A 21,718-nucleotide genomic window follows, 5' to 3' on the forward strand; every position below is an offset into this window, starting at 1 on the left:
CATGGCCACGCTCTACCGCGAGTTCACCCTGAAGAGCCCCGGCATCTGGCCCACGGTGCTCGCCTTCATCAAGTCCAACGCCGCCGCCTGCCTGGAGAGGGGCACGCCCCTGCGAGTCATTGTCACGGCCGAAGAGCGCCGGCGCACCACCGAGGCGAACCGGTACTACTGGGGCGTCGTGCTGCGCGACATCGCGGAGCAGGCGTGGGTCCACGGCCAGCAGTTCAGCAAGGACACCTGGCACGAGTACTTCGCGGACCTGTACGGCGTGAAGGTGGAAATCCGGCTGCCGGACGGCCGCACGCGCGTCACGCGAAAGTCGACCGGTGAAATGTCGGTGGGTGAGTTCAGCGAGTACCTGGCGAAGGTGCAGGCGGCCGCGGCCAACGAATTCGGCGTCAGCTTCGACGGGGTGCATGCATGACACTCCGCATCGTCCCTATCTCGTTTGCTGAGGGAAACGCCTTCGTGGCCCAGCACCACCGTCACCACAAGCCGGCTGCAGGATGCAAGTTCGCGGTCGGCGCGGCCGCTGGCGACCGGATCGTCGGTGTGGCGCTGGTAGGGCGCCCCGTGTCGCGCGCTCTCGACGACGGCCTGACGCTCGAGGTCAACCGCCTTTGCACGGACGGGTACCGCAACGCTTGCTCGATGCTCTACGCGGCGGCGTGGCGCGCCGCCCGTGCGTTGGGCTACCGCAGGCTGATCACCTACACCCTCAACACGGAAGGCGGTGCCTCGCTCCGCGCCGCCGGCTGGAGGGTCGTCGCGGAGACTGCGGGCGGCAGCTGGAACTGCCCGAGCCGACCGCGGGTCGACACGCACCCGCTGCAGGGGAAGCTGCGCTGGGAGGCCGCATGATCGTGAACATGGACGAGAGGACAAAGCCGCCGTGCTTTCCTTCCCAGGCAAGAAGAAGGTGCCGGCCGACGAAGGGCCGTACCTGCGGGAGGTTCACTACCGGCCTGGCTGCCAACACCGGGCCGGGTTCACCATCGATGAGAAGCTGGACGCGGTCGAGTGCACCGCCTGCGGGGAGCGCCTCAATCCGATGTGGGTGCTGCAGCAGCTCGCGCGCGCGGAAACGCGTTGGCACAACCACGCGGCGCAGTATCAGGACGAGATGAAGCGACTGGCGGAGCGGAGCCGCACCAAGTGCGAGCACTGCGGCCAGCTCACCCGCATCAGGCGGGGGCGATAGATGGCGCTCCCGAGCTATTGCTACCGCGACCCGGCCGAGGTCTACGAGCGCGCGGAGGCGCGAAGCTGCAAGGGCTGCGTCCATGAGCGGACGGCCACGCTGTTCGGCACGACGATCAGGGCCTGCATCAAGCTACTACCGAACGGCAAGCGCCGGAACCACGGCCGGCGCTGCCAGCACTACAACGACGGGGAAATCGAACAATGAGTGACGCGATCTTCAGGAGCACCGAGCAGGCGCTGCACGTGTCCTACCTGGTGCTGTCCATGCCGCCGCGGCAGGGCGCGCCGTTCCGGAACATGCTGATCCGGATGCTCGAGGATCTCGATCACCCGACGGACAAACAGCAGGCCTGGCTCGACCAGCTCCGCGGCACGCCGGGCAGCGGGACAGTCAATTTCGGCGGGCTGACGCCGGACGAGATCCGGGCCCAGTGCAGCATGGTCACGGCGGCGGTACGGGACCGGCTGCCGAGCCAGGAGGTGGCCGCGGTGTGGGCGCGCTTCGGCGTGGGGAAGGAGAAGGTGGACGGCATGAAGCGGCTGGCGCTGTTCGCGCGCCGGTCGTCCGGGCTGACGGCGACCGCGTTGCTGCTGGACCTGACCGCGCGCCACTACCTGCCGCGGGACCGGCGGGAGGGCTACACCTTCCGCGCGATCGCCGAAAAGCACGGGTCCGAGCAGACGCGGGTCTTCCGGGCGGCAAAGTGGATGGAGTCGCATTACCGGGCGCTGGAGAACCTCGCGATTGTCCGGCTGGAGCCGGCCTTTATTGCGCATGGCGTGGTCGAGGACCGTACAGCGTGCGATGAGCCGCAAGCCCTTGCTGCATAAGGGATGGCGGCGAAAAATCACTTGCTTTTTTGCAACAAGCGGTATAGATTTTCACCAGACTCGCAGCACGTGTCCCTAAAGCCCCGCCGGTTTCCGCCGCGCGGGGCTTTTTGCTTCCTTGCGCATGAACGCTGCACCGCCGCTATCCCAGACTGTCCGGGCTGTAGAGAGCCCTCCCTGAGGAAGGGTGCCTGTGGCGTGTCGGATTGCTTTCCGTTTGACACATGAAATCGCACTACTCTGCGTTTTTTTCATGGTCGAATGGTTACTCCGTAACAATCAAGGAAGATCATGCGAAAAGTCCTTCAACTCACGGCCGAGGATGGCCACCTGTTCGCCGTCGCCGATGACGGATCCCTTTGGGAACTCGTAGAGGGGAGCTGGAATCGCCTGCCAGATCTGCCTCAAGATGAACCGAGGATAGATCGCACGCCGCGGCAACGTCAGAGCAGGGCGACCACGGACTGAGCCTGCCCGCCGGCAACGCGCTGGTGGGCGATGGCTTGACCATCCCGCTGTCCAAGGCGGACAACACCGGCCTGCAGGCCATGGTGACCGCGCACGTCGCCAACGACCTGCTGGAGAGCGTGGCGCTGCCCGCCGACTACGCGTGCGTGCAGGACCAGCAGACCGGCCTGTCGGTGGGGCAGTACGATGGCTCGGGCTCGTTCGCCGCTGTCGCGTCGGTCTCGGGCAACGCCCTCTCGCTCAAGCTGGACAACGCGACCACGCGGATCGTGGTCGATGCGCTTCCAGTCAGTGTCAAAACGGTGAACGGCGCCACGACGGCCGGCGGCACGATCGGCGTTGATCAGGGCGCGCTGACTGGCGTCACGCTGGGCGCTAACACCGGCATCGTGAAGGACGGCGTTGACCTGACCGTGCCCGTTACCGGCACCTACACCAGCAAGATCACGCCCCAGGTGGACGCGAACGGCGTCATCACCGGCTTCACGCTCAGCTAATTCGCAGGACATCGGCCTGGTGGGGGCTGAGGTCACCCCCGGCCGGCGGTGGGGCAAAACACCGGCAGCAACCCGACGCGGTGACAAGCCGTTCTCCTTCCCTGCGGTGGCGCTGCAGGTCCTTTCAGGCGGTGGGCGGGTTGCCCCCTCCCCGGGGATTCCCCTATTTGTTCGCGACGTGAGCCGGGTGCTCGCGCTCGTGGAGGTGCCCAGATGGCACGACCATCCAGTTACAAGCCCGAGTTCGCCGAGCAGGCGCGCAAGCTCGCCCTGATGGGCGCGACCGACAAGGACCTGGCAGCGTTTTTCGAGGTGACCGAGCGGACGATCAACCGCTGGAAGAAGGACTACCCCGAGTTTTGTCAGTCCCTTACACGCGGGAAGGTGCTCGCGGACGCCGAGGTGGCAGCCAGCCTGTACGAGCGCGCCGTCGGCTTCCGGCACCCGGACGTCAGCATCCACGTGGTGGGCGGCAAGATCCGGAAGGTCAAGGTGGAGCGCGTCTACCCGCCCGAGGTGAAAGCGGCCGATCTGTGGCTGCGCAACCGTCGCCCGGACCTGTGGCGCCGCGATCCCGATCCGAAGGACACGGACGACGACCCGACGCCGGTGCGCGTGGTGGTCCAGGTCACCGACGCCCGCAAGCCCGATGCCGAGCCTGAACAAACCACAAGCTGAATTCCTCGCGCTGCCGCACAAGTTCAAGGCCTTCGTCGCCGGCTTCGGTTCCGGGAAGACGTGGGTCGGCTGCGCCGGCCTGGCCAAGCACGCGTGGGAGTTCCCGCGCATCAACGCCGGCTACTTCGCGCCGACCTACGGCCAGATACGGGACATCTTCTACCCGACGATCGAGGAAGTCGCCCACGACTGGGGCCTGCGCGCCAAGACCAACACGTCGAACAAGGAAGTGCACCTGTTCGCCGGCCGCCAGTACCGCAGCACGGTGATCTGCCGGTCGATGGACAAGCCCGGCGAGATCGTCGGCTTCAAGATCGGCAAGGGGCTGGTCGACGAGCTCGACGTGATGCGCAAGGACAAGGCGCAGATCGCCTGGCGCAAGATCATCGCGCGTCTGCGCCAGGTGGCGCCCGGCCTGCTGAACGGCGTGGACGTGACCACGACGCCCGAGGGCTTCAAGTTCGTCTACGACCAGTTCGTCATGGCGATACGGGACAAGCCGGAACTGACGACGCTATACGGCCTGGTGCAGGCCAGCACGTACGACAACGAGCTGAACCTGCCGGCGGACTACATCCCGTCGCTGCGCGCCAGCTACCCGCCGCAGCTGATCGAGGCGTACCTGCGCGGCCGCTTCGTCAACCTGAACAGCGGGGCGGTCTACCCGGAGTTCGACCGGGTCAAGAACCACGCGCCCACGGTGGCGCTGCCCGGCGAGCCGCTGATGATCGGCATGGACTTCAACGTGACCAAAATGGCCGCGGTGGTCTATGTGCTGCGCGACGACTTGCCGCACGCGGTGCGCGAGTTCACCGACGTGCGCGACACGCCGGCGATGGCCGAGCTGCTGAACCGGCAGTTCCGGCCGGGCGGCCATGCCATGACGGTCTACCCAGACGCCAGCGGCCAGAACACCAGCAGCAAGGGCGCCAGCGTCTCGGACCTGTCGATCCTGCAGCAGGCCGGCTTCACTGTCCGCGCCCACGGCACCAATCCGGCCGTCAAGGATCGCGTGAACGCCGTCAACGCCCTGATCCTGAACGACAAGGGCGAGCGCCGGCTGAAGGTGAACACCGACGCGTGCCCGAAGCTGACCGAGGCGCTGGAGCAGCAGGCATACGACCCGAGCGGCGAACCGGACAAGACGACCGGCCACGACCACATCAACGACGCCGCGGGGTATCCGCTGGCATACCGCTGGCCAGTTGCACGGCCGGCCACGACGCGCATCACATCGGTGCCGCACATGACACGCTGACCTATGTTCAAGACGCTGCAATCCACCTTCCCGAAGGACGAGGACTACCCGCAGCGCACCTTCCGGCTCGGCATCCTGACGCGCGTGCTGGAAGGCACGATCTACGATGGCCTGCAGCACGCCTTCCACGACGAGAAGAACGAGGCCGGCGAATACATCCCGCTGCGCAAGCGCCGGCCATCGGTCCGGTACCGGCTCTGCGGAATCGTCGTCGACGACAGCGTGTCGATGCTGTTCTCGGAGGGGCACTTCCCGACGATCGAGTGCAAGAACCAGGACCTTGACGAAGCGCTGACCCAGCTCGTCAAGGAGACGAAGCTCAACGCGATCATGATCGACGCCGCGACGCGCGGCTCCGTCGGCTCCGTGGTCATCCTGATGCGCGTGCTCAAGGGCCGCGTGTTCTTCGAGGTCAAGCCGACCCAGTACCTGTCGCCGGAATTCGACCCTGAAGCGCCGGACACGCTGGTCAAGGTCACCGAGAAGTACAAGGTCAAGGGCAAGACGCTGGTGGCCATGGGCTACCAAGCCGAGGACAACGACGAGGATTACTGGTTTCGGCGCGAGTGGACCACCACGCAGGAGGTGTTTTACCTGCCGCAGAAAGTGGCCGACTCCAAGAAGGAGCCGCCGCCTCCCCCGGTGGTCGACACCACCCGGACCGTGACGCACAGCCTCGGCTTCGTGCCGGCGGTATGGGTGCGCAATCTTCCCGGCGGCGATGGGGTGGACGGCCTGCCGACCTTCCCCGACGAGGCGATCGACACCGCCATCGAGGTCGATTACCTGCTGTCGCAGGGCAGCCGAGGCCTGAAGTACTCGTCCGACCCGACGCTGCTCATCAAGGAGCCTACGCTCGGGGAAAAGGGCCAGATGGTGAAGGGCGCCGGTAATGCGCTCGTGGTCAGCGATCAGGGCGACGCCAAGCTGCTGGAGATCAACGGCACGGCGGCCACTGCGGTGATGGAATACGTGCGCTTGCTGCGCGAGCTGGCCCTGGAGTCGATGCACGGCAACCGGGCCAGCGCCGAGAAGCTCAGCGCCGCGCAGTCCGGCCGCGCCATGGAGCTGATGAACCAGGCCCTGATCTGGCTGGCCGACCGGCTGCGCATCAGCTACGGCGAGGGCGCTCTGCTCGACCTGCTCAAGATGGTTGTGGCCGCGCGCCGCAAGATGCCGCTGCAGTTCAAGGACGGCGCCAAGTTCCCGGAGATCCCCGCGGACGCCGACATCGTGCTGCGCTGGCCGGCCTGGTATCAGCCGACAGCCAAGGACCGCAACGACGACGCGAACACGCTCAAGACGCTGGCCGATGCCAGCCTGATCTCGGAAGAGACGGGCACCCGCGCGCTGGCTGACACGTACGACATCGAGGACGTGCCGGCCGAGCGGGCGCGGATCGAGAAGGAGCGCGAGGAACGCATCGCGCGCGAGCAGCCCAAGACCACGCAGACGCGCTCAGTTTGACCGGCGCCGGTTGACCCGGCGCTGAATACCAACGCCCGCCCAGGTGGCGGGAATCTTCCATGGAGGGCTTGATGCCTGATCCACTGCTGCATGACGTTCACCTCGGGAACGTCGCGCCGGCGATCTGCCAAGCGCTGAAGGCGCCCGGGTGCGTTGTGCTGATGCTCAACGACAACGGGACCATCGGCATGGCGGCGCACGGCGTCAACCACGCCAAAGCAAACGAACTGCTGTCCGTCGGCATCCACATCAACCTGTCCCAGCACGACGACCTCGTTGCCAAAGGCCTCGCCGGCCCCGAAGCACAAGCGATCGAGCAGGGCCTGCGCGCCGAGCGCGAAGGAGCATCGGCATGATGAAGTCCGTCTACAGCATGCTCGTCCGTGCCTTGTGCCTGCGCTTCTGGATCGACGATCCGGGCGGTGGTGGTGGCGGTGGTGGAACGGTCAGCCCACCGGCGCCCGCGCCGGCCGCCGAGACGTTCTCGAAGGAGTACGTCTCCGAGCTGCGGAAGGAAAGTGCCGGCTACCGCCTGAAGTATCAGGAATCGGAGCGCAAGGCCCAGGAGGCCGAAGAGCGCGCCAAGAAGGCGGAAGAGGCAGCCGAGGCAAAGGTGAAAGAAGCCAGCACCGCAGCCCAGCAGCGCATCCTGCGCGCCGAACTGAAGACCGCGGCCCTGAAGGCCGGCATGGTCGATCTGGACGGCCTGAAGCTGGCCGACCTGTCGAAGGTGACCTTGAACGAGGACACCGGCGAGGTCGAAGGCGCCGAAGCCCTCATGGAAGAGCTGAAGAAGGCGAAGCCGTACCTGTTCCAGGGTGCGCCGTCGACCAGCAGCACCAGCACGCCGCCGCCGGCGAAGCCCGACGAGCAGAAGGACGCTCGCAAGCTGTCGGATGCGGATTATCTGGCCGAGAAGAAGCGCCTCGGCCTGGCCTGACAACCCATGGCGCCCTCGCGCGCCAGCATCACCTGATCGGGGCCTGACGCCCAGCAGGGAAATCCACTTTTCCTACTGAACGAGAGGTCCCCGACCATGGGCATCCAGAATTTCCCGGCCGCACTGCAGCCGATCATCCAGCAGGGCTTCCTCGAGCGCGAGTTCCAGGAAGGCCTCCGCTCGCGTCTGGCGTTCCGCGCGATCGCCGACCGCGAGGAGTTCCCCAACAAGATCGGTGAAACGATCACCAAGACCCGCCGCGGCCTGAAGGCGCCAGTCACCACGCCGCTGAATCCGTCGACCAACACCAACCTCGACAACGGCCTGACGCCGTCGAGCTGGACGGTCGAGCAGTACACGCTGAGCATCAACATGTACGGCGACACCATCGACCTCAACATGGTGACGCAGGGCGTCGGCATCGCGAAGCAGTTCGTCGAGAACGCGCGCGTGAACGGCGTGCAGGCGGCCCAGTCGCTGGACCGGCTAGCGCGCAATGCGCTGTACGGTTCGTACCTGGGCGGCAACACGCGCGTGCGCACCACGCTGGGCGCGCCGGCCACCACCGTGGCGGTCGACGACATTCGAGGCTTCCAGTACGTGACGTCCAATGGCGTGATGGTGCCGGTCTCGGCTGGCAACCCCATGACCGTCACCATCGGCGCCGGCTCGTACACGCTGACCGGCGTGACGGCGGACGGCACCAACGTCTCGACCGCGCCGCAGGGAGTTTCGGGCACCCTGACGCTGAGCGCCAACGTGTCGGTGTCCGACGGCACTGCCGGCAACGCCGTCGTGTCGTCGGTGGCACCGGTCGTGTTGCGCGAGGGCAGTCGCGCCAGCACCGCGGCGATTCTGGCGACGGACACGCTGAAGATGCAGACGGTGCTCGAAGCCGTCGCGCAGCTGCGCAGCAACAACGTGCCGACCGTGGGCGGCCTGTACAACTGCTACCTGGACGACCGGCAACTGCTGGGCTTGTTCAAGGACGACGACTTCAAGCTGCTGTACCGCGGCGCGTACGGCTCGTCCGAGTACCGGACCGGCCAGATCATCGAGCTGCTCGGCGTGCGGTTCATTCCGACCACCGAGGCGCCGCAGCAGACGCTGGGCGGCGTTGCGATCCACCGCGCCGTGGTGTGCGGGCAGGGCGCGCTGATCGAGGGCGACTACGCCAGCACCGGCTACGCCGATGTGGCCAGCGAGGACTCGCTGAAGGCGATGGTCGACGACATCTGCATGGTCACGCGCGAGCCGCTGGACCGCCTGCAGCAGATCATCGCCCAGTCGTGGTACTGGGTCGGCGGCTTCTGCGTGCCGACCGACATCACGGCCAACCCGACCATCATCCCGACCGCGAGCAACAGCTACTTCAAGCGCGCGGTCGTCATCGAGTCGGCGTAACCGCCAGCCGGGGCTTCGGCCCCGGCGAACCGACAGGAGCCACCGATGGCGCGAAACACCCTGAAGCCGCAACCGACGGCGGCCGAGAACGTTGGTCTGCCGCCGGCCGCGGCGGAACTTCCCGTCGCAGGCGCGGCCGCCTCCCCGGAAGCACTAGCACCAGCACCAGCACCAGCACCAGCATCGGCTCCGGTGGCCGTGGTACCGGCCCCCCAGCCTGCCGCCGACCTGCCGGGCAGCGTCACGCTGAGCGCGCCGCACGGCTTCATCGACGATGACACCGGCGCGCACCGCTACTGGCAGCCTGGCGAGGTCGTCACCGATCCCGACACCATCGCGCTGCTGCTGGCCCGCAAGGCCCCGCTCGAAGGGGTCGAGCACAAGGACTGAACCATGGCCTTCACCGACGCCGAAAAGGTCGACATCCGGCGCTACTGCGGCTATCCCGTCTTCGGCGGCCAGCCGGTGCAGGCGTTCGGGTATCGGTTCATGCAGTGGTACGGCACGCTGGAATTCCGGATGAACAATTTGGCGACCGTCGAGGAAGAGACGGTCCGGACCAGCTATCTGGCCAACCTCGCGTCGCTCGAGCAGGCCGTGCCGGCGTCGAGCGACAACCTCGACACCGATCAGGCCGCGGTGTGGACGCACAACAAGCGCGAGGTGGCCGACCGGATGGCGCTGTTCAACCTGTGGCGCCGCCAGTTGTGCGAGTTCTTCGGCGTGCCGCCGGGGCCAAGCCTGCAAGGCGGCGGCGGTTCGATTGAGCTGGTGGTGTAGATGGACGCGGCAAAGCTACAGGGCAAGATCTACTCCGGCTACGCCAAGGCGGCCAAGCGGATCGGGTACGTCTACGACGTCTTCCGGCCGACCAGCGCGGCCGATCCGCTGACCAAGAAAGTCGCGAGCCTGAATGCGTCCTTCAGCGCGCGCGAATGGACCTACACCAAGGCGAATCTGCCCGACCGGCCGTACTGGTACTGCCTGATCGACGGCGGCCAGACCGCCGTGGGCGACTACCTGGTGCGGGACCAGAACGTCTACTTTGTCGCCGGCATGCAGTCGGAGTTGCCTATTCTGGCCGTGCAGTGCAACGGGTCCGTGTGGATGTCGCGGCCGGCCACGGACGACCAGGTGGGTGACGTCGGCTACGGCGGCTCCTGCGCGCACACCGACACGCCGATCATCGGAACGCCGGGCGGCGCCGGCTGGCCAGCGTCCATCCTGTTCGGCGGCCGGACGCGGCGGTATGAGCCGCTGCCGGCGTCAGCCGACGAGCACGGTTTCCGGATCCTGCTGCCGGCCAGCATCCCGACCGTCGTGCGCGCCGCGGACATGCTGACGGACGACCTCGGCAGGCGGTTCCAGGTGGCCGGCGCCGAGCGGACCGAGCAGCTCTGGCAGCTGGACGTCACTGAGGTGCATGTGTAATGGCCGATCTATCCGACGTCTCGCGCGCGCTGGTGGCGCTGATCGCGAAGACGGTGTATCCGAATGGCACCAGCCAGCCGTCGATCACCGGTCAGCCGGTCAAGGTCTACGCTGGCTGGCCGAACCCGGCCGAGCTGGCCGACGATCTGAAGGCAGGGAAGGTGCATATCAGCGTCTTCCCGCGCGCGGTCAAGCAGGTCAACAGCGCCGTCTCGAAGTGGCGGACGATCACGCCGCCCGTGCACACGCTAACGTTGGTGGCCAGCGGCGACCAGGTGACCGTCGGCGGAACGGTATCGACGCCGCAGAATGCCTCGCTGGTCATCGATGGCGAGGCCTTCCCGTATGCCGTGCAGGAAAGCGACACGCTGGCGTCGATCGCCACGGCGCTCGCGGCGCTCATCAGCGCGGACCGCCCGGCCACCTCGACGGGCCCAGTGGTGACCGTCCCGGGCGCGATCGCTATCTCCCCGCGGGTTGGCGGCGTTGCCACCAGGCTGCGCGAGGTCAGGCGGCAGGACCAGGAGTTCCTGATCACGGTCTGGGCGAACTGCTACGACAGCCGCGACCCGGTGGCGAGCGCCGTCGACGCGGCGCTGGCCGCCACGACCCGGATCACGCTGCCTGACGGCTCCTTTGGCACGCTGCGGTCCCGGCCGATGAGCAACCCATGGAACGACAGCGGCCAGAAGGAGCGCATCTACCGCCGCGACCTGTGCTGCTGGATCGAGTACTCGACCACCGTGGCCCAGGAGCAGTACGAAATCACCCAAGGCGAGATCGTCGTGGAAGACGACGTCGGCTTGACCATCCGCAACATCATCGTGTGAGGCACCTATGCACGTCCGTGTCATTTCGCCCTTCAACGGGCACAAGGTCGGCGACCTGATCACCGACAGCAAGCAGGTGGCCGCCATCCTGGCGTCCGAGCAGGCCAACAACGTCGTCAAGGTGGCCCCGCCGCCGGCGCCCGCGGCCAAGTCGTAAAGCACTCATTCGCATAGCGCGAGCCACCTTGAGGGTGGCTCTTTTCGTTTACGGAGCCATCCCATGACCGTGGTACAAGCAGGGCAGGTAAATCTGACGGCACAGCAGGTGCCGGGCGTCATCGTCGCCATCCAGCCGCCGGGGCCGGCGCCGATCAACGGCGTGCCGAGCAACATCGGCGGCATCGTCGGCACCGCAACGTGGGGGCCGGTCGGCGTCCCGGTGATGGCGTCTGACTATGCGGGCGGCGCGGCCATCTTCGGCCAGATGCAACCGCGCAAGCACGACCTGATGACCGTGCTGAATTGGGCGGCGATGCAGGGCCGCGTCGCCGCATTTGCGCTCGTGCGCGTGACCGACGGCACCGACGTCGCGGCCACCGGTGCGCTCGGCACCGATTTCGTCACGCTGACCTCGCGCTACACCGGCACGATGGGCAACAGCATCTCCGCCACGTTGTCGGCCGGCACCAAGGCGGACACGTCGAAGCTGACCATCACCCTCGGCGGCTACCAGCCCGAGATCTACGACAACATCCCGGGCACCGGCGCGACGCTGCGCGACAACATCGTCTCGGCCGTGAACTTCGGGAACAGCCAGTTCCGCGGCCCCTCGACCATGTGCGTGGCTTCGGCCGGCGCCAGCGCCACTGTGCCGACGCTGCCCGTGACCGTGGCCCTGTCCGGCGGGACCGACGGCGCGACGACCATCACCGGCGCGACGCTGCTGGGCACCGATACGGCGCCGCGGAAGGGCATGTACGCGCTGCGCAAGACCGGCGCGAGCATCATCGCGCTGGCGGACTGCGACGACGACACCACGTGGTCGACACAGATCGCATTCGGCCTGACCGAAGGCGCCTACATGCAACTCGTCGGGCCGGCTGGCGACTCCATCAGCAATGCGGTCACGAAGAAGAAGGCAGCCGGCATCGATACGTACGCTGGGAAGGTGGCGTTCGGCGACTGGGTCTACGTCAACGACACTGTCAACAACCAGGTACGGTTGATCTCGCCCCAGGCATTCGCCGTCGGCCTGATGGCCAACCAGTCGCCGCAGCAGAGCACGCTGAACAAGCCGCTGCAGGGCATCGTCGCGACGCAGCGGACCTTCAACAACGCGAACCCGCCGTATTCGAACGCCGAGCTGCTTCAGCTCGTGCAGGCGGGTATCGACGTGCTGACGAATCCGTCGCCGGGCGGCGACTACTTCAGCTTCGTGCTGGGCGTCAACACGAGCAGCGACCCGGCGCAGCGCGAGGACAGCTACACGCGCCTGACGAACTACATCGCCTACAGCATCGATGCGTGGGGCGGCAAGTTTGTCGGTCAGCTGCAGGGCTTCGACGACGAGGACGAGACGCGCGCCAACGCCTTCGCCGGCCTGGACCAGTTCATGTCGAACATGGTGACCGTCCAGCCGCGGATGATCGACGCGTACAAGGTGGTCCTGGACAAGAGCAACAATCCGGACGCGCGCATTCGCGCCGGCTGGATGCAGGCGAACGTGCAGGCGCGCTATCTGGCCGTCGTCCGCAACTTCCTGGTCAACCTGCAAGGCGGCCAGACCACCGTGATCGTGCAGTAAGCACCCGATGAACTTGCCCGGTCCGCCGGGCACATTTCTCACTGGAGAAACACATGCCGCAACAAGGGCTTTCCGTCGGGCGCGACACAACGCTGGTCATCCAGACGCCCACCGGGCCGCTGCAGATCCCCAAGCTCACGGCCTTCCGCAAGAAGCAGGACACCACGCAGGAGCGCGTGAAGCTCATCAACGGCGTTTCGCAGCATCTGCGCTTCTTCGACGGCTGGTCGGGCTCCTTCAGCGTGAACCGCGCCGGCCCCGAGATCGACTCGTATTTCGACCAGCTCGAAACCGACTACTACTCGGGCATCAACGAGCAGCCGTGCCAGATCTACGAGACGGTGTCGGAGCCGAGCGGCGCGATCTCGCAATGGCGCTATGACGGCGTCGTGCTGTCGCTGGACGATGGCGGCGAGGCCGCCGGCGACGCGTCCGTCAAGCTGAACCTGACCTTCATGGCTTCCCGCCGCATCCGCATCGCCTGACCATGACCACCGTTACCCTACGTCCCTCCGAAGAGGTAGTCGCGCGCGCGGCGGCTGAAGTCACGGTGCCCGATGCGCGCGGGCGCCAGATCACGCTGCGCAAGCCCGGCGTCCTGTCGCAGTTCCGCCTCGTCGAAGCGATGGGCCCGGAGGCGGCCGCGAACGACACGTACCGCTTCATGTGCTTGCCGCTCCTGTATGTGGCGGCGATCGACGGCGACCCCGTGCTGCAGCCGACGACCAAGATGGAACTCGAGGCGTTGATCCAACGCCTGGACGAAGACGGCCTGATCGCGGTGCAGGAGGGAATGGCCCAGGTCGCGCAGGCCAGTAGCGGCGGAGGCATCGAAGCCGCAAAAAACTAGCCCGGGCCACAGCGTTTCGTGAGGCGCTGTGGCTCGTGAAGCATGGAGTCCCCTACGACGTCGCATTCTCGTACTCGGACGCTGAGCGGTTCGCCGCGTGCGTCGTGATGAGCGAGCACGACGGCGCCGTGTTCGACTGGGACGCCATGCAGTTCAAGGAACGGAAGCCATGAAAACCTTCCGCAGCATGGGCGACTTCGCCGAGCACCTGGCCAAGATGGCGGTCGAGTCTGCCGTCGTGACCAACCACATGACCGACCAGACCGCCGCCGCGATCGAAAAGACCGCGAAGGCGGAGATCGGCCACTACCAGCCGGCGGTTGGCCCGTTCGCGAAGTGGGAAGAGCTCACCGCCGAGACCGAATTCGACAAGATCCGGCACGGCTACCCGGTCGATGCTCCGCTGCTTCGCACTGGCGGGATGCGCGACAGCATCGAGCGGACGGTGATCGGTAATGAAGCGGCTGTCGGTTCGAACGACGACAAGATGGTGTGGCACGAGCAGGGCACGGAGAAGGTGCCCCCGCGGGCGGTGCTAGGTCCAGCTGCGGTCCGGGTGAGCGAGGACCTTCAGGACCGGCTTACCCGCGTCGTTGTGGCCTGGCTCGCCGGGCGCGGCTGGCGCCGGCCCAGACTGAAATAGCCCGGCGATCGCGCCGCCGAGAAACGGCAGGACCACGACCGCGAAGAAGATTGCCCCGGTGATCCGGCGCGCGCGGCGGTCCAGGCGAGCAGTCTCGCTTGGCTCTTGGCGAGGACGCGGCGGCTGACGCTTCGGGTATTGCACCCATGAAATGCGGTCGGCAAGCCACTCGTGGGCGCGGTAGATGGGCGAAGGCATGGATTCGGCAGTCGGGTCCGGACAGCAAAGTATAGGCCACCATGATCGACGTCTATAAGATCGGCGCCACCCTGGTTCTGAACGACCTGATCGCGCCGCGGCTCCTCAAGTTGGCCGCCGAGTTCAAGAAGGTCGACGCCGTCGCCTTGCAGGTCAACAAGCGTCTGCAGAAGATGACTGCAGAGGTCGTCGGCCTGCGCAGCCTCACGGGCGCCGCCAAGCAGCTCAGCTCCGGCCTGCAGGGCGTGAGCAATGACGCTGTCCGGGTCAAGCGGAACCTGAACGGCATCCGCGGCGCCATTCCGGGCGCCGGAATCGGCCTGGAGGCGGAGCTGGCCCGCGCCAACGCCGAGGCGGCGATCCTTGCGCAGCGGCTCACCACATTGCGCAATATCGGCGCAGCGGCCTCGCGATCGGCCTTCGTCGGCGCGATGGGGCCCGGTGGTGCCGGTGCTGGATCGGGCCGACCGCCGGCCCTCCCAGGACCAAGTGGCTATGTTTCGGGCATGCCGCGTCGCCGCGGCTACGGCGGCGCCGGCGCTGCTGGCGGCGGTGGCGGCGGTGGCTTCGGCGGTGGCCATGGCGGCAACGTGCACGTCGGGCCGGGCGGCTTCGGCATGGGGGCCATCGGCTTCGGCGTGCCCAGCGCCGCTTTGGGGCCGCTGGCGGCCGGCGTCGGTGGGGCGTACATCACCAAGTCGCTCTACGACGCAGCCAAGGAGTTCCAGACCGCCGCGGCGCGCTTCCGGACGCTGAACCTCGGCGAGGACGTGAACAAGGACGCCGAGCTGTTCGCGCGCGGCACTCGGGTCTATGGCGCCTCCAGCGCGACCCTGATGGAGACCCTGCGCGAGTCGGTTGGCGTCTTTGGTCGGCTCGACCTGGCCAAGGAGGTAGCACCGACGCTGGCCGCGCTGAACGCAGCCAATGCAGGCCTGTTCAGCGGCAAGGTCGGCGCGCTGGACGAGGGCGCGGTCCGGGCGATTATGCGCTTCAACGACATGCGCGGGCTGACCGACAGCAAGGATGATTTCCTCCGCGGTCTGGACTTGGCCCAGCGGATGATCACTGGCTCCGGCGGCGCGCTGAAGTTCACCGACCTCGAGCAAATGGCGAAGACCGGCGGCGCAGCGTTCAAGGGGCTGAGCGACGACGGCGTCATGATGCTCGCCACGCTGGCCCAGGAGCAGGGCGGCGCGCGGACCGGTACCGCGCTGATGTCGCTCTACCAGAATCTGATCGCCGGCCGCACGCCGAAGAAGACCATGGCGGCGCTGGCCGACGCCGGCCTGGCCGAGCTCACCGAGATCACCAGCGGCAGCGTCGGTGGCAAGCAGATCAAGTCCACGGCGCTGAAGAACATCGTCGACGAGAAGCTGCTGCGCGAGAACCCGGCGGCGTGGCTGATGAAGTACGGTACCGAGGCGGCGAAGCGCGCCGGCGCCACCGACGAGTCGCAGGTCATCGCCTTCATGAACAACCTGGTGTCGAACCGCCAGGGCTCCAACATGGCGGCGAACTTCACCACCCAGCAGGCGCAGGCGCTGCGCGACTTCAATCTGGCCAAGAACGCCAAGGGCGTGCAGGGCACGATCGAAGAGTTCAAGAAGAGCGCGCCGGGGGCCGAGGCCGACTTCGTCGCGGCATGGACCTCGATGAAGGCGGAGATGGGCCGGGGCGTGCTTCCGACGGTCACCAAGCTACTCAATTCCGGCACCGAGTTCTTCCGGTCGGTGAACGACTGGGGGATGAAGAACGCCGGCCTGAACGAGCGGCTGAAGGCGGTCGGCACGCCGTTTTCGCTGGATCCGCGCGACATCGGCTCGGGCGGCGTGCTCGGATGGGCCTGGCGGGCCGGCAAGTCGCTTCTATCCGGTGACCCGGTGGCGACGGGCGGTAAGGACAAGATGGCTTCGGCCAACCCCGTCGCCGGCGCCGCGCCGCAGATGGTTCAGGTGAACGACCGGAAGAACGCCGGCCTGAACGAGCGGCTGAAGGCGGTCGGCACGCCGTTTTCGCTGGATCCGCGCGACATCGGCTCGGGCGGCGTGCTCGGATGGGCTTGGCGGCCCGGCAAGTCGCTTCTACCCGGCGACCCGGTGGCGTCTGGCGGTAAGGACAAGATGGCTTCGGCGAACCCCGTCGCCGGCGCCGCGCCGCAGATGGTTCAGGTGAACACCGCAATCAGGCTGGATAGCCGCGTGCTGGCCGAGGCGACGAGCTTCCACCAGGCAAAGGAGCTGGCGCGGCCGCAAACCGGGCCGAGCGGCTTCGACCCCGCAATGAATCTGCGCCCGCCGGCGCTTAGGAACTGAAAATGGCTGACCTGGTGCTGTTCCTCGGTGATATGGAGTTCCAGGACACCGAGATTCCGGCCGAGATCCGGGATGCCGTGGGCGGCGAGCAGCGGCTGGTCATCCATGAGCTGGTGGGCGGCAAGCGGCAGATCGACGCGATGGGCGGCTTCTGCCTGCCCAAGGCATGGAGCGGCTGGCTGCGCGGTCCCCAAGCGCTCCAGCGCGCCCGGTACCTCGACACGATGCGCGCGCAGGGCAAGCCGCTGACGCTGATGTGGTCGGAGTTCATCTACGTCGTGTTGATCCGGTCGTTCCGGGCTGACTTCCAGCGCTTCTACCAGCTGCCGTACAGCATCGTGCTGGAGGTGGTCGAGGACTTGGGGCAGCCGGTGCTGTCGCTCGGCACCGACAGCCTCGACAGCCTGATCGGCGCCGACATGTCGGTGGCCGGTGGCTTGGTCGACGGGTTGTCGATGGGCAGCATCACCGCGGCATTCGCGCCGGTCAAGGCTGCGGTGTCGGCGGTGTCGTCGTTCGCCAATGCGGCCCAGTCCACGCTGAATAGCGTGCTGCAGCCAATCGCGGCGCTTCGCAACGAAGTGCAGACCGCCGTCGTATCGGTGAACAACACGCTGGTGAACGTGAGCACGCTCGGCGGCATCCTGCCGAACAACCCCATTGCGCAGCAGGTCCAGCGGCTGTCCGGCCAGATCCTCGCGGCGCAGCAGTTGCCGGCGCTGGTGCAGCTCGATCGGGTCATGGGCCGCGTGCAGGGCAACGTCGGCAGCGTGTACAACAGCGCGCGCCGCGTCACAGTCGCCGGCGCAGACCTGATGGACATGGCAGCAAAGGCGTACGGCAATGCCATGGCCTGGACCGGCATCGCAAAGGCGAACGGCATCACCGACCCGAAGGTCACGGGCATTCGCGAACTGACCATCCCGGCATCCGCCGACGATCAGGGCGGGGTCCTCAACTCGTAGAGCCATTCCCATGCTGAACACATTGCCGGCCGCGCCAGCAGCGCGCGCGCCGCGGGGGATCGTGCGCGTGTCGGACGAGACCATCGGAGGGTGGATCGACTGGTCGGTGTCTCGGAACACCTACTACCAGGCCGACACCTTCCGCGTGACGTTTGCGGTGCGCCTACTGAGCCCTCAGCGGAACGAAGCCTGGTTCTCCGAGCTGAAAGAGGGCTTCGTCGAGATCTTCGGAGGCCTCCCGCTGGACCCGGAGAACTACACGGACGCCGACCTGACGAGCCAGATCTACGGCCGAATCGATGACGTCGAGTTCGACATCGTGCGCGGCACGATCGACCTGGTCGGGCGCGATCTGACGGCCGTGTTCATAGACGCGAAGACGTCCATGCAGTACCAGAACATGACGTCGTCGGAGATCGCCAAGAAGCTGGCCGAATCCCACGGCCTGACCGCGGAGGTGGTGCCCACCACCACGAAGGTCGGCACCTACTACGTTCGGGACCACGCGCGCATGCAGCAGGAGCGCAGCGAGTGGGACTTGCTGACCTACTTGGCGGCGAATGAAGGCTACCTCTGCTACGTGCGGGGCAAAACCTTGCACTTTCGGCCTCGACCCACGGATCCCGGCGAGCCCTATGTCATCCGCTGGGAGCCGCCGACGGATGACAACGCGGCGCCGCAGGCCAACGTCGAGTCGCTGGAGTTCTCGCGCAGCCTGACGGTCGCCAATGGCGTCACGGTGGTGGTGCGGTCGTGGAACACGAAGCAGAAGGCTGGCTTCACCGCGTCCTATCCGAACAAGGGGCGCACCACGCAGGCCGGCGCGGCGTCGCCGTTCGGCGGCACGCAGGTGTACAGCTTCGTGTTCCCGGGGCTCACGCAGGAGCAGGCCACGCAGAAGGCGATCCAGTTGCATCGCGAGATCACCTCGCACGAGATGAAGCTGCGCGCCACGCTACCGGCCGACGAGCTGCTCGACCCGACGGTCGTTATCCAGGTGGAAGGCACCGGCACGAAGTTCGACCAGACCTACTACCCGGTCTCCGTCACCAAGCGGATGAGCCTGCGCGGCGGCTACACCATGACGGTCGACGCGAAGAACCACAACCCCGAGACGGTGCCGTCGCCATGATGCAGACCTTCCGCAACCAGATGGCGCTGGCCAGCCGGCTCGCCGCCGGCGATGTGGCTGAGGCGCGCGCCGGCATCGTGCGCAGCTACGACCCAGACAGCGGCACAGCCCGGGTCGAGTTCGTCGATCGGTCTCACCCCGAGGATGACGCCGAGCCGTTCCTGTCCGGCTGGCTGCCAGTCACGTCGCCGTGGGTCGGCAACGGGTGGGGCATGGACGCACCGCCGAGCGTGGGTGACCAGGTCGAAGTGAAGTTCTTCGGCGGGGACATCGAGAACGGCTACGTATGTGGGCGCCTTTACAGCGACGCCGATCGGCCGCCGGGCGCGCCGTCGGGCGAGTTCTGGCTGGTCCATAAGTCGGGCCAGTACCTCAAGTTCCTCAACGACGGCACGATCGAGTCCCGCGGGCTCTGGCGGCACAAGGGCGCAATGGAAATCGACGAGACGCTGCTAGTCAAGAAGACGATCACCGGCCAGGGCGGCATGGCGGTGACCGGCGACAACGGTACGGGCAAGTCGGTAAGCATCCAGGGCGCCACGGACTTCACCGGCCCGGTGACAGCCAACGGCAAGCCCATAGACGAGACCCACCGGCACGGCGACGTGCAAGCGGGATCGAGCCAGTCGGGGACCGTCGTATGAGCCAGAAGCTATTGACCGACATCGACCACTGGGCCGGCGGCGACCTTGGTGTGTCCGCCACCGGAGACCTCGGCCAGGTCACGGGCGAAGTGCGGACGCAGCAGCGCATCGTTCGGCGCCTCGTCACCAATCCCGGCGAGTACGTCTTTCACCCCGAGTACGGCGCCGGGCTGCCGGCGAAGATCGGCCAGACGGCAGACCTGCCGGCGTTGCGCGCGCTGATCCGCACGCAGGTGCTCATGGAAGACGCCGTGGCGCGCTTGCCTGAGCCCGAGGTCGACGTGCGGCAGATCAACTCCGGCTTCGCCATCACCATCCGGTACACCAGCGCCGCGACGCGCAAGCCGGTAACTCTCAGTTTCGACGTGACCCGCTGATATGGCCATCTCCACGAAGGACTTCAACACGCTGGTTCGCGAGAGCGTGACGGCGATCCAAGGCTATGCCTCGGCGCTGGTCGACCTGACGGTCGGCTCGATCCTGCGCGCGATCGTCGAGGCCAACGCCGCAGTGATCGTCTGGCTGCAGGCGCTCGTCCTGCAGGTTCTGGCGATCACGCGTGCGGCCACGTCGAGTGGGGCGGATCTGGATAGCTGGGTCGCCGACTTCGGCGTGACGCGGCTGGCCGCGACGTTCGCGCGCGGGCTGGCTACGTTCTCGCGCTTTACGGCCACGCAGCAGGCGGTTGTGCCGATTGGGGCGACGGTTCAGACCGGCGACGGAACGCAGCAGTATGCGGTCACGATCGACGCCAGCAACCCGGCCTACGATGCGACGCTGGGCGGCTACGTGCTGCCGCCCGGGACATCGAGCGTGACCGTCCCCGTGTTGGCGCTTGTGGCGGGCTCGGCCGGCAATGCGGTCGCCGGCGCGGTGTCGGTGATCGTCGGCGCTGTTCCCGGCGTGGACACCGTCACCAACGCGTCTGCCTTCGCCAACGGCGCCGACGCGGAATCGGATGCGGCGCTGCGCACGCGGTTCATCGCGTACGTGCGAAGCCTGTCCAAGGCCACCAAGGATGCGGTGGGCTATGCGATCACATCGCTCAAGCAGGGCATCACCTATACGCTGGTCGAGAACAAGGCGTACTCCGGTGCGGTCCAGATGGGCTACTTCTACGTGGTGGTCGACGACGGTACCGGATCGCCCGGCAGCACGTTTCTGTCTACGGTGGCCAACGCCATCGACGCGGTGCGGCCGCTGTGCAGCAGCTTCGGCGTCTTTGCTCCGGTGGTGGTCCATGCCGCGGTGTCGATGACTTGCACGATCGCGACCGGGTACGACCCGGAGGCGACGAAGGCGCTGGTGGTCACGGCACTGAAGAACTACATCAACGCGCTGGGCCTGGGTCAGTCGCTCACGTACTCGCGGCTCGCGCAGATCGCCTACGACGCGTCGCTCGGCGTGGTGAACGTCACGGCGGTAACGCTCAACGGCGGCACAGCTGACCTGACGGTCACGTCGCAGCAGACCATCAAATGGTCCTCGGTCACGGTGGCATAAATGGTCGGCGATCAGAACGACGTGTATCAGCGGCTGCGGGGCTACCTGCCTCGGTGGTTTCCAGATGAGAGCGAGGCGCCGATCATCACTGGCCTGCTTCGCGGCCTGGCCTACGGGGGCGCGTTCGTCTACAGCCTGATCAGCTATGCCAAGCTGCAGACGCGGATCAAGACGGCCACCGATGGCTGGTTGGACATGATCGCAGCCGACTTCTTCGGCGACGCGCTGCGGCGTGCGGCGAACCAATCGGACGATTCGTTTCGCGCCAGGATCCTGCTGAACCTGTTTCGAGAGCGGGCCACGCGCGCCGGCCTTATCAGGGTGCTGGAAGACCTGACCGGCCGCACGCCGATCGTGGTCGAGCCCACGCGGCCGGCGGACACGGGTGCCTACAGCATGCCGAACTGGGGCTATGGCGTCGCCGGCGCCTACGGTTCGATGTCGATGCCATTCCAGGCGTTCGTTACCGCCTTCCGGCCGGTCGGGACGGGGATCCCGAGCGTAGCCGGCTATGGGGTTTCCACCGGAGCCTACAGCACGCCGTCGCAAGCGGAATATGCGTCCCTGTCCATGATCCAAGGCGCCGTCACCGACGCCGACATCTACGCGGCAATCGACAGCGTGAAGCCGGTGGCAACCATCGTCTGGACGCGCATTACGTCCTGAACGGACACACCACACATCCACTGCAGCGCCTCCGGGCGCTGTTCTCATTCC

At 66.8% G+C, this 21,718-nt stretch carries 29 protein-coding genes; all 29 read left to right on the forward strand.

From position 1 onward, the window contains the following. Position 1: 1 nt before the first annotated feature. The 29 genes from J5T34_RS05875 to J5T34_RS06015 all read left to right on the forward strand — a co-directional run bounded on the left by J5T34_RS05875 (position 2) and on the right by J5T34_RS06015 (position 21,667). Complete coding sequence (locus J5T34_RS05875; protein ID WP_208579031.1) at positions 2-424, forward strand: recombination protein NinB; 423 nt, start codon at positions 2-4, stop codon at positions 422-424. Beyond that, complete coding sequence (locus J5T34_RS05880) at positions 421-861, forward strand: XF1762 family protein (protein ID WP_208579032.1); 441 nt, start codon at positions 421-423, stop codon at positions 859-861. The genes J5T34_RS05875 and J5T34_RS05880 overlap by 4 nt, the downstream gene beginning before the upstream one ends. Before the next feature lie 31 nt (positions 862-892). After that, positions 893-1,201 carry a hypothetical protein gene (locus J5T34_RS05885; protein WP_208579033.1) on the forward strand — a complete coding sequence of 103 codons (309 nt, stop codon included), beginning with the start codon at positions 893-895 and terminating at the stop codon, positions 1,199-1,201. Beyond that, positions 1,202-1,408 (forward strand): hypothetical protein, encoded by a 207-nt coding sequence (locus tag J5T34_RS05890; RefSeq protein WP_208579034.1) that lies wholly within the window; start codon positions 1,202-1,204, stop codon positions 1,406-1,408. Further along, entirely contained in the window at positions 1,405-2,034 is a 630-nt protein-coding gene (locus J5T34_RS05895; RefSeq protein ID WP_208579035.1) for a hypothetical protein, read from the forward strand. The genes J5T34_RS05890 and J5T34_RS05895 overlap by 4 nt, the downstream gene beginning before the upstream one ends. 503 nt (positions 2,035-2,537) lie before the next feature. Further along, entirely contained in the window at positions 2,538-2,999 is a 462-nt protein-coding gene (locus tag J5T34_RS05900) for a hypothetical protein (protein ID WP_208579036.1), read from the forward strand. A gap of 213 nt (positions 3,000-3,212) precedes the next feature. Further along, positions 3,213-3,677: a terminase gene (locus tag J5T34_RS05905; RefSeq protein WP_208579037.1), complete on the forward strand. Its 465-nt coding sequence runs from the start codon at positions 3,213-3,215 to the stop codon at positions 3,675-3,677. Further along, the gene (locus J5T34_RS05910; protein ID WP_208579038.1) at positions 3,649-4,935 is read left to right on the forward strand and encodes a terminase large subunit domain-containing protein; all 1,287 of its coding nucleotides are present in this window, start codon (positions 3,649-3,651) and stop codon (positions 4,933-4,935) included. The genes J5T34_RS05905 and J5T34_RS05910 overlap by 29 nt, the downstream gene beginning before the upstream one ends. A gap of 3 nt (positions 4,936-4,938) precedes the next feature. Then, positions 4,939-6,402: a phage portal protein gene (locus J5T34_RS05915; RefSeq protein WP_208579039.1), complete on the forward strand. Its 1,464-nt coding sequence runs from the start codon at positions 4,939-4,941 to the stop codon at positions 6,400-6,402. Positions 6,403-6,473: 71 nt separating this feature from the next. Further along, entirely contained in the window at positions 6,474-6,758 is a 285-nt protein-coding gene (locus J5T34_RS05920; protein WP_208579040.1) for a hypothetical protein, read from the forward strand. Further along, entirely contained in the window at positions 6,755-7,342 is a 588-nt protein-coding gene (locus J5T34_RS05925) for a hypothetical protein (protein ID WP_208579041.1), read from the forward strand. Before J5T34_RS05920 ends, J5T34_RS05925 begins: the two co-directional genes overlap by 4 nt. A 96-nt stretch (positions 7,343-7,438) precedes the next feature. After that, entirely contained in the window at positions 7,439-8,746 is a 1,308-nt protein-coding gene (locus J5T34_RS05930) for a hypothetical protein (RefSeq protein WP_208579042.1), read from the forward strand. Positions 8,747-8,938: 192 nt separating this feature from the next. After that, positions 8,939-9,136 (forward strand): hypothetical protein, encoded by a 198-nt coding sequence (locus tag J5T34_RS05935; protein WP_208579043.1) that lies wholly within the window; start codon positions 8,939-8,941, stop codon positions 9,134-9,136. A gap of 3 nt (positions 9,137-9,139) precedes the next feature. After that, complete coding sequence (locus tag J5T34_RS05940) at positions 9,140-9,526, forward strand: hypothetical protein (protein ID WP_208579044.1); 387 nt, start codon at positions 9,140-9,142, stop codon at positions 9,524-9,526. Continuing rightward, the gene (locus tag J5T34_RS05945; RefSeq protein ID WP_208579045.1) at positions 9,527-10,177 is read left to right on the forward strand and encodes a hypothetical protein; all 651 of its coding nucleotides are present in this window, start codon (positions 9,527-9,529) and stop codon (positions 10,175-10,177) included. Then, positions 10,177-11,007, forward strand: coding sequence for a hypothetical protein (locus tag J5T34_RS05950; RefSeq protein WP_208579046.1), 831 nt, complete (start codon positions 10,177-10,179; stop codon positions 11,005-11,007). Before J5T34_RS05945 ends, J5T34_RS05950 begins: the two co-directional genes overlap by 1 nt. Before the next feature lie 7 nt (positions 11,008-11,014). Then, complete coding sequence (locus J5T34_RS05955; protein ID WP_208579047.1) at positions 11,015-11,164, forward strand: hypothetical protein; 150 nt, start codon at positions 11,015-11,017, stop codon at positions 11,162-11,164. A 63-nt stretch (positions 11,165-11,227) separates the two neighbouring features. Further along, a complete protein-coding gene (locus J5T34_RS05960) occupies positions 11,228-12,751 on the forward strand; it encodes a phage tail protein (protein WP_208579048.1) in 1,524 nt (507 codons plus the stop codon). A 53-nt stretch (positions 12,752-12,804) separates the two neighbouring features. Beyond that, positions 12,805-13,236 carry a hypothetical protein gene (locus J5T34_RS05965; protein WP_208579049.1) on the forward strand — a complete coding sequence of 144 codons (432 nt, stop codon included), beginning with the start codon at positions 12,805-12,807 and terminating at the stop codon, positions 13,234-13,236. Between the two features lie 2 nt (positions 13,237-13,238). Continuing rightward, a complete protein-coding gene (locus J5T34_RS05970) occupies positions 13,239-13,601 on the forward strand; it encodes a hypothetical protein (protein WP_208579050.1) in 363 nt (120 codons plus the stop codon). A 35-nt stretch (positions 13,602-13,636) separates the two neighbouring features. Beyond that, positions 13,637-13,774 carry a hypothetical protein gene (locus tag J5T34_RS05975; protein WP_208579051.1) on the forward strand — a complete coding sequence of 46 codons (138 nt, stop codon included), beginning with the start codon at positions 13,637-13,639 and terminating at the stop codon, positions 13,772-13,774. Continuing rightward, a complete protein-coding gene (locus J5T34_RS05980) occupies positions 13,771-14,244 on the forward strand; it encodes a hypothetical protein (RefSeq protein WP_208579052.1) in 474 nt (157 codons plus the stop codon). The genes J5T34_RS05975 and J5T34_RS05980 overlap by 4 nt, the downstream gene beginning before the upstream one ends. A 239-nt stretch (positions 14,245-14,483) precedes the next feature. Next, the gene (locus tag J5T34_RS05985) at positions 14,484-16,757 is read left to right on the forward strand and encodes a hypothetical protein (RefSeq protein ID WP_208579053.1); all 2,274 of its coding nucleotides are present in this window, start codon (positions 14,484-14,486) and stop codon (positions 16,755-16,757) included. A 2-nt stretch (positions 16,758-16,759) separates the two neighbouring features. Next, positions 16,760-17,722: a hypothetical protein gene (locus J5T34_RS05990; protein ID WP_208579054.1), complete on the forward strand. Its 963-nt coding sequence runs from the start codon at positions 16,760-16,762 to the stop codon at positions 17,720-17,722. A 10-nt stretch (positions 17,723-17,732) separates the two neighbouring features. Next, the gene (locus J5T34_RS05995; RefSeq protein WP_208579055.1) at positions 17,733-18,854 is read left to right on the forward strand and encodes a phage late control D family protein; all 1,122 of its coding nucleotides are present in this window, start codon (positions 17,733-17,735) and stop codon (positions 18,852-18,854) included. After that, the gene (locus tag J5T34_RS06000) at positions 18,851-19,498 is read left to right on the forward strand and encodes a phage baseplate assembly protein V (RefSeq protein WP_208579056.1); all 648 of its coding nucleotides are present in this window, start codon (positions 18,851-18,853) and stop codon (positions 19,496-19,498) included. Before J5T34_RS05995 ends, J5T34_RS06000 begins: the two co-directional genes overlap by 4 nt. After that, entirely contained in the window at positions 19,495-19,875 is a 381-nt protein-coding gene (locus J5T34_RS06005; protein WP_208579057.1) for a phage tail protein, read from the forward strand. The genes J5T34_RS06000 and J5T34_RS06005 overlap by 4 nt, the downstream gene beginning before the upstream one ends. Before the next feature lies 1 nt (position 19,876). Then, a complete protein-coding gene (locus J5T34_RS06010) occupies positions 19,877-21,001 on the forward strand; it encodes a baseplate J/gp47 family protein (RefSeq protein WP_208579058.1) in 1,125 nt (374 codons plus the stop codon). Next, the gene (locus J5T34_RS06015) at positions 21,002-21,667 is read left to right on the forward strand and encodes a hypothetical protein (RefSeq protein WP_208579059.1); all 666 of its coding nucleotides are present in this window, start codon (positions 21,002-21,004) and stop codon (positions 21,665-21,667) included. Positions 21,668-21,718: the final 51 nt, after the last annotated feature.

The sequence above is a fragment of the Cupriavidus gilardii genome, assembly GCF_017598945.1.
GTDB lineage: Bacteria > Pseudomonadota > Gammaproteobacteria > Burkholderiales > Burkholderiaceae > Cupriavidus > Cupriavidus gilardii_E.